5 protein-coding genes are annotated in these 7,318 nt (G+C 70.0%); all 5 read right to left on the bottom strand.

Features of this window, described 5'->3' with window-relative positions:
- Positions 1–1,829 (bottom strand): PE family protein (locus AC2VOK_RS20805; RefSeq protein ID WP_428902134.1); only part of this gene is annotated, 1,829 nt, incomplete at its 3' end.
- Positions 1,830–1,970: 141 nt separating this feature from the next.
- Positions 1,971–4,469 (bottom strand): phenylalanine--tRNA ligase subunit beta, encoded by a 2,499-nt coding sequence (gene pheT / locus AC2VOK_RS20800; RefSeq protein WP_428902133.1) that lies wholly within the window; start codon positions 4,467–4,469, stop codon positions 1,971–1,973.
- The gene (gene pheS, locus AC2VOK_RS20795) at positions 4,469–5,512 is read right to left on the bottom strand and encodes a phenylalanine--tRNA ligase subunit alpha (protein WP_428902132.1); all 1,044 of its coding nucleotides are present in this window, start codon (positions 5,510–5,512) and stop codon (positions 4,469–4,471) included. The genes pheT and pheS overlap by 1 nt, the downstream gene beginning before the upstream one ends.
- Before the next feature lie 160 nt (positions 5,513–5,672).
- A complete protein-coding gene (locus AC2VOK_RS20790) occupies positions 5,673–6,476 on the bottom strand; it encodes a rhomboid-like protein (protein WP_428902131.1) in 804 nt (267 codons plus the stop codon).
- 9 nt (positions 6,477–6,485) lie between these two features.
- Positions 6,486–7,318: adenylate/guanylate cyclase domain-containing protein (locus tag AC2VOK_RS20785; protein WP_428902130.1), on the bottom strand; the 833-nt coding region annotated here is incomplete at its 5' end.

The following is a 7,318-nucleotide window of genomic DNA, read 5'->3' as shown; positions in this document are numbered from 1 at the left end:
CCAAGCGGAAGGCCCGATATCGTCGCGGTGTAGGGCGTCACCGGAACCAGAAGACCGTTCAACGGAACGTTCACGGTCGCCGGATAGCCGCTGACGTCGAAGGTAAGGGGTAGCGTCGACCGCCCGTTCAAAAACGCGTTGCCGACGACGGCCGGACCGTCGACGGCCGTGCCGATCGCGCCCACCAGGTTTCCGGTCTGCAGTTGGCCCACGAACTGCGACGCGCCGGACGAGGCGGCGTCGAGCGCGTTGATCGGCGCGCCCAGCGCATCCAGCGTCAGCGCCGTGGGCAGGCCTGCGTGCACCGCGAGGGAGAACTCACCTGCGCGAGGGGGGATCAACGACGGCAGTTTCAGTGTCACGGCCCCGGTCAGGGACGTGTCGGTGAGCGTGTCGAGGACGTTGGTGGCGTGCTGGGAGATCTGCGCCGCGATGGAGCCGGCCGGCAGCAGGTTGGTGAAGTTCTGCGCCATCATGCCCGGGATGGTGGCGATGGGCGCCAACTCGGCCACCGAACCGGTCAAGGTGACGTCGGCGAAAAGCACCCCGGGGAGACTGCCCCTGCTGGTGGTGTCCAAACCGGTGGCGAACAGGTTCAGGAATCCCCCCGTGACGTCGCCGACCGCGCCGCCGATGTTGCCGGTCATGAGGGCCTGGTAGGCGGAGTGGAAGGCCGCCGGCAACCCCTGCAGCCCGGTGAGGAAGCTGTAACCCGCGTTCTGCAGCGAGGTGGCGAGGATGGTGGCGTAGGTGATCTGGTCGTGGATGAACTGCTCGACGTAGGGTGCCGGGTCGAAGGCCAGCAGTCCCTGGAAGGCCGCCTGGATGTTCGCCGGCACGGCAGCCAGCACGGCGGGGAAATTATGGATGAGGTACTGGAAGTCCGCGCCGATCGTGTTCGCGTAACCCGTCCCGTTGGTGAGGATCTGGTTCAGGAAGGGCGCCGGGTTGGCGGACAGCGATCCGCCCAGGGTCTGCAGGTTGCCGATGGTGTTGTCCAGCAGGGTCTGGTAGGGGCCGACGGTTCCGCCGGTGCTTGCCCCGGCATGCAGCAGCCCGGGCGCCACACCGCTTCCGAGCGACTGCAGCGTGCCCGGTAGCGCGGCGATGTCCCTGTACAGGGTTTGCAGCCCGGTCCCGATCGGGCCGGAGAGCAGCGAGACAGCGCTGCCGCTCTCCAGCGCTGTGACGATGCCGTTGACGCTCGACACCACCGATCCGCCGCCCAGACCGCCCAGCAGCGATGCCACCGGCGTCCCGCCACCGACACCGCCCACCAGCGAACCTACCGTCGCACCCCCGAGACCGCCCAGCAACGAACCCACCGGCATCCCACCGCCTACACCGCCCAACAGGGAGCCCACTGCCGCACCCCCAAGGCCACCCAGGCCGCCAAGAGCGCCCAGGCCGCCGAGGATCGGAATGGCAGCCGACTGTGCAGCGCCCACGGTCGAGGCAACCGCCGAGGCGGCGTCACCGCCCGCGCCAACGGCCGCACCCAGCAACCCTTGCACGGGTGCGGTCACCTGGCTCGCGAGGGCTTGTTCGGCGTTGGCGATCTCGGTGCTGGCGTAGGCAGCGGCACCCGTGGTCAACAGGTCCACGAATTCGGCGTGAAATGACTGCGCCTGGGCGCTGAGAACCTGATATTCCTCGCCGAACGAGCTGAAATACTGCGCGACCGCGGCCGACACCTGATCCTGCGCGGCCGCTGCCACCCCGGTGGTCGGCGGCGCCACCGCTGCGCTGGATTCGGCGAGCGTCGAGTGAATGTTCCCCAGATTTTGGGCTGCCGCCTGCACAGCGTCCGGCGCCACCCAAAACGACATGCCCACCTCCCATCGCGCCGTACGACGGTCACTGCGCTAAGACCCAGGAAGCTTGAGCTTAGTGGCACTTCCGCGCGGGTGCGGTGTTTCCGGCTTTGCGACACTGATTCGCGTGCCATCAGCCACGAGCATCGGGGGTGCTCAAGCCCGCAGTTGGGCGCCGACCGCCTCGGCGGCGGACTGCACCGCGGCGTCGCGGGCGGCACTGGCGTCGTCTTCGGTCAGCGTGCGATCCGTCGCCCGGAAGCGCAGCGCGAACGTCAACGACTTTCGGGCCTCGCCGACCTGGGGACCGGTGAAGACATCGAAGAGCTGGATGTCCTCGAGCAGCTCGCCGGCACCCGCACGCACCGCGTCGGCGACCGCCGCCGCCGGAACATGCGCCGCCACGACCAGGCTCACGTCCTGGAACACTGCCGGAAACGGTGAGACCCGCGGCGCCGGGAATGCGTCGACGATGGGAATCCCATCCAGGTTCAACTCCATCGCGCACGTGCCCTTGGGCAGGCCCGCCCGCTCGACCACGGCGGGGTGCAACTGGCCCGTGTGACCGGCGACGACACCACCGACAAGCACCTCGGCGCACCGGCCGGGGTGCCACGGCAGGCGTTGAGCCGCCCGCAGCGTCACCTCGAACCCGCCGGCGCGTGCCACGATTCGGACCGCCTCGAACGCATCGGCGGCTTCGACCAGTCGGCCCGGCCCCCACGGGCCCCGCGCTTCCCGCAGGCCCGTCAGCACCGCCGCGACGTGCTGGGGTTGACGCGGTAGCGAAGCGTCCAGCAGAGCGATCTCGGTGTCGCTCGGGCGCCGGTGTACGGGGATGGGCTCGACGGCGCGCGTCTGTTCGGTGGGCTGGACCACCTGGGCGAGGGCGAACAACGCGGTGTCGATGAGACCGCGGGAGACGTTGCGCCCCAAAGCCTCCAGCAGTGCGGGCAGCAGTGTGGTCGCCAGGTGCGGACGGTCGGCCTCCAGAGGGTTGAGCACGTGCGTGGTCATGCGTCGAGGGTCGTCGTCGGGCAGCCCCCACAGATCGAAGACGCCGGCCGGCAGAAACGGCGTCGGCAGGATCTCGACGTAGCCGGACTGCGCCAGAGACCTGCCGATCGCACGGCGACGCTTCTGCGCCGCGGTCAGCCCGCGGCCCGCAGGCGCCGACGGCAGCACCGAGGGAATGACCTCGAGCCCCTCCAGGCGCAGCACCTCCTCAACGAGGTCGGCGGGCTGCACCAGGTCGGGCCGCCAGCTCGGCGGCGTCACGGTCAGCGCGCCGTCCCCCTCCGTGACAAGGGCCCCGACCTGGGCCAGCCGGCGGGCGGTCGTGCCCGGAGCATAGGCGACCCCGGCGACACGGTCCGGCAGGTCCGCGGGGATCCGGATCGGCGGCCCCGCCCAATCAGCGACCGTGTTGCCTGCCGGCGGGTCACCGCGCCAGTCGGTCAGGGCGTCGGACACCGCTCCCCCGGCGATGTGGGTGAGCAGCGTCGCGCAGCGATCCAGCGCGGCCACCGAAATGGCCGGGTCCACCCCGCGCTCGTACCGCCGGGCGGCCTCGCTGGGCAGGTGCAGCCGGCGCTGGGTCCGCGAGATCGCGGCCGGGTCCCAGACCGCCGCCTCCAGCAGCACGTCGGTGGAGTCGGCGCGCACCTCGGTGCTCGCCGCGCCCATCACGCCGCCGATGGCCGCCGTCGCCGCGTCGTCGACGATCAGGACGTCGGCCGGATCCAGCCGCCGCTCGACGTCGTCGAGGGTGACGACGGTCTCGCCGGGCCGGGCGAAGCGCACGCCCAATCCCCCGGTGATGCGGATGCGGTCGTGGGCGTGCATCGGATGGCCCAGTTCCAGCATCACGTAGTTGGTGACATCCACCGCCGGGGATGTCGCGCGGATGCCGCACAGCATCAGCCGCCGCTGCAGCCACCACGGCGACACAGCCGCAGGATCGATGCCGGTGACCGGGCGCAGCGCGAATCGCCGGACGCCGGTGCCGGCCTGCACTGTCAGCGGCCATGCCGGCCCCGCCACCGGCAACGGCTTGACGTCTGCGGGGTCGACGAACGTCAGGTCGTAGGCGCACGCGATCTCGCGGGCCAGGCCGCGCACCGACATGCAGTAGCCACGGTCGGGCGTGATGGCCAGGTGGAACACCACGTCGTCGAGACCCAGCACCGCCGCGCCGCCGGCTCCCGGTTCGGCCGTGCCCGGCGGCAGCACCAGGATCCCGGAATGGTCGGTGCCCAGCCCCAGTTCGGTAGACGAGCAGATCATCCCCTCGGAATTGCGGCCGTAGGTCTTGCGGGCCGCGATGGCGAATCCGCCGGGCAGCGTGGTGCCGGGCAGAGCCGCCACGACGAGGTCACCGACCGCGAAGTTCGTTGCGCCGCATACGATTTCACGGTTTCGTTCCTCGCCGACGTCCACCAGGCAGGCCCGGATCGGCTTCTTGAAGCCGCTGAGCTCCTCGATCGCGGCGACCCGCCCCACGGTCACCGGGCCGTCGACCGGGCCGAGTGCCACCACCTCTTCGACCTCGTGGCCGATGCGTACCAGCGTCTGCTCGAGCTCGTGCGGGGTGACGTCCCAGCCCGGGGCGCCGGCCTCCACCACCTCGCGCAGCCAGCTGTAGGGAACGCGCATCAGGCACCGACCCCGAACGGCAACGAGAACCGGACGTCGCCCTCGACCATGTCGCGCATGTCCGGGATGCCGTTGCGAAACTGCAAGGTGCGTTCCAGGCCCATGCCGAACGCGAAGCCCGAGTACACCTCGGGATCGATTCCGGCGGCCCGCAACACGTTGGGATGCACCATTCCGCAACCACCCCACTCGACCCAGTCGGCGCCGCCCTTCTTGTCGGCGAACCACACGTCGACCTCGGCGGACGGCTCGGTGAACGGAAAGAAATGCGGCCGGATCCGGGTGCGCGCCGACGTTCCGAACTCGGCGCGCGCGAAGGCGTCCAGTGTTCCGCGCAGGTGGGCCATGGTCAGGTCGCGGTCCACCGCCAAGCCCTCGACCTGGTGGAAGACGGGAGTGTGGGTGGCGTCGAGTTCGTCGGTGCGGAAGGTGCGGCCGATCGACACGATGTAGACGGGCAGCTCGTGCTCGAGCAGGGTGCGCACCTGCACCGGTGAGGTGTGGGTGCGCAGCAGCTGCCGGGAGTTCTCCGGCGCGACGTAGAAGGTGTCCTGTTCGCTGCGAGCGGGGTGATCGGGCGGGAAGTTGAGAGCGTCGAAGTTGAATTGCTCTGTTTCGACCTCCGGGCCCTCCGCGACCTCCCAGCCCATGGCGATGAAGGTGTCGGCGACGTGCTCGGCCAGGATCGTGATCGGGTGCCGGGCGCCGGGTGGCTGTCGCGTCGACGGCAGGGTCACGTCGATGGCTTCGGCGACCAGCACGGCCGCATCACGCTCGGTCCGCAGCACCGCCAGCCGGTCGTCGTAGCTGCGCTGGACCTCGCCCCGCGCGGCATTGACGCGCTTCCCGGCGTCGGCGCGCTCCTCCTTCGGCACGACGGCCAGCGCCTGGCGGGCCAGCGCCAACGGCGAACGGTCGCCGAGGTGTTCAGTCTTGATGCGGGCCAGTGCGTCGAGGTCGCCGGCCCCGGCGATGGCTTCCCGGGCTGCGACGACCGCCTGGGTCAACGCTTCCGGCGACAGGTCGACGGGTTTCTCACCCACGCGGCGACACTCTCCTTGCTCACGGCTGTCCAGTTGCCCGCGTCGTCGCCGGGCGGGCCTGATTGTTCCGGCCCAGGCGCGGCACCGGCCGAGTGCCGATCATAGGCGATCGAGGACGACGCCCGGCCAGTTGTGCGCAGAGCGCCGGGGCCCGCAGAGGCTATCGGGACGCAACCGGCTGCGGGACTTCTCGCGCCGGAATCGGCACCGCCCTGCGCGCCGTGACCATCTGGTCGATCGTGTAGGCCAGCCCGGCACCCAGGGCGCCGAAGACCGGCGCCGCCGCCATCGTCGCCCAGTGATGAGCCAGCAACAGGAACCCGAAGCCCGACGAGGCGACCAACATCATGCTCCGCACCGGGGTCCAGTAGATCGGTTGGCGGAACCGGGAGGACACCAGTACGCCCAGGACGACCGCGACGGTGTGACCGGCGTCGGTGAAATCTCCGCCGACGATCGCCGAGGCGATGCCCGCGGCCACCCACCATCCCACCCACGCCATCCGCCAGGGCCGGGGGATCACCGCGGTCATCGCCCCGAGGACGGCGAGAGCGCCGTAGCTCATACCGACGTCACTGGCCCGGGTGACCGACAACGGTAACCAGCCCAGTTCGACGGCCGCGGCGAGCGCGGCGGCGACAAGTAACGTCGCCCCGATATGACCGACGACGAACGCCACGAAAAGCCGGATGGTGTGCAGGTGCAACTCGGCCAGCACCAGCGTGCACGTCAAAAAGGGCAGCCAGAAATACAGCGGACCGGCATCGACGACCAGGGCGCTGCCGAGCAGGGTGCCCAGGTGCCCGTGGGCCAGGTTGTGCAGGTTGGTGCTGGCGTGCGCAATGATGGTGGCGCGCGCCTGGGGGCCCAGCACGATCAGCGCGGAGCTGACGGCGAGCAGAACCGCCACGTAGCCGACGGTGAACCGGATCCGGCCGAGCCGGGACAGGATGGCGTACATCATCGACACCCACTATGCCTGTGATTCGGCTTCGTCGCTGTCATCGGTAACTGCCAACTCCTTGCCGGGCTTGAGGCGATAGATCACCAAGTCTGCAGGCAACCCGGCGGGCGGGGGCGCAAACATGGATTTACGTGAGCGTTTCGCGACCACGCCCAACTCGTTGAGCTCAGTCCCGGGTACCAAGTCTAACGTCGCGCCGGACACCATGATTCCGCCTTTGGTGGCTCGTTCCATGACGCGGGCGGCGATGTTGACGTCGACACCGAGCCAGTCCGAGGCCATCCGCTGCGGGCGTCCGGTGTGGATACCCACCCGCATCCGTGGGGTGTAACCGGCCACCTGGACCGATCGGAGCTCCCTGTCGGCTGCCAGTGCAGACCGCACAGCGTCCGTCGCGTCGTCGAACACCGCCATCAGCCCGTCGCCCAACCGTTTGACGATCTGGCCGCCGGCATCCAGCAGCGGCGGCTCGATGGCCTGCGCGACCCGCCGCAACAACGTCAGGGCCGCGTCGTCACCGGCCTGGAGCGCCCAGGTCGAGAACCCGACCAGATCGGTGAAGACCAGGGTCACCTCCGGATTGGCCGGACGCCGAGACACCGCTTCGTTCAGCGACTGCCACAGCTGCAGCACACCCAGGCTGACCTCGCGCGACGCGCCACCACGATCGCGCAGCAACCGGTCGGCGGCTCGCGCCGCGACGCGGGGGCCCCCGTCGCCCGCGGTGGACAACGGATCGCCGAATTCGGGATCGCCCGGCAGCCGCCGCCGGGCCCGCCGGATCAGGCCGACCACCTCCGGGTTGTGGTTGGTGGTGTGCAACCACTGTGCGGCGTTCTGCA

The organism is Mycobacterium sp. TH-M116, assembly GCF_057473685.1.
This window is presented reverse-complemented; position numbering and strand designations above follow the sequence as displayed.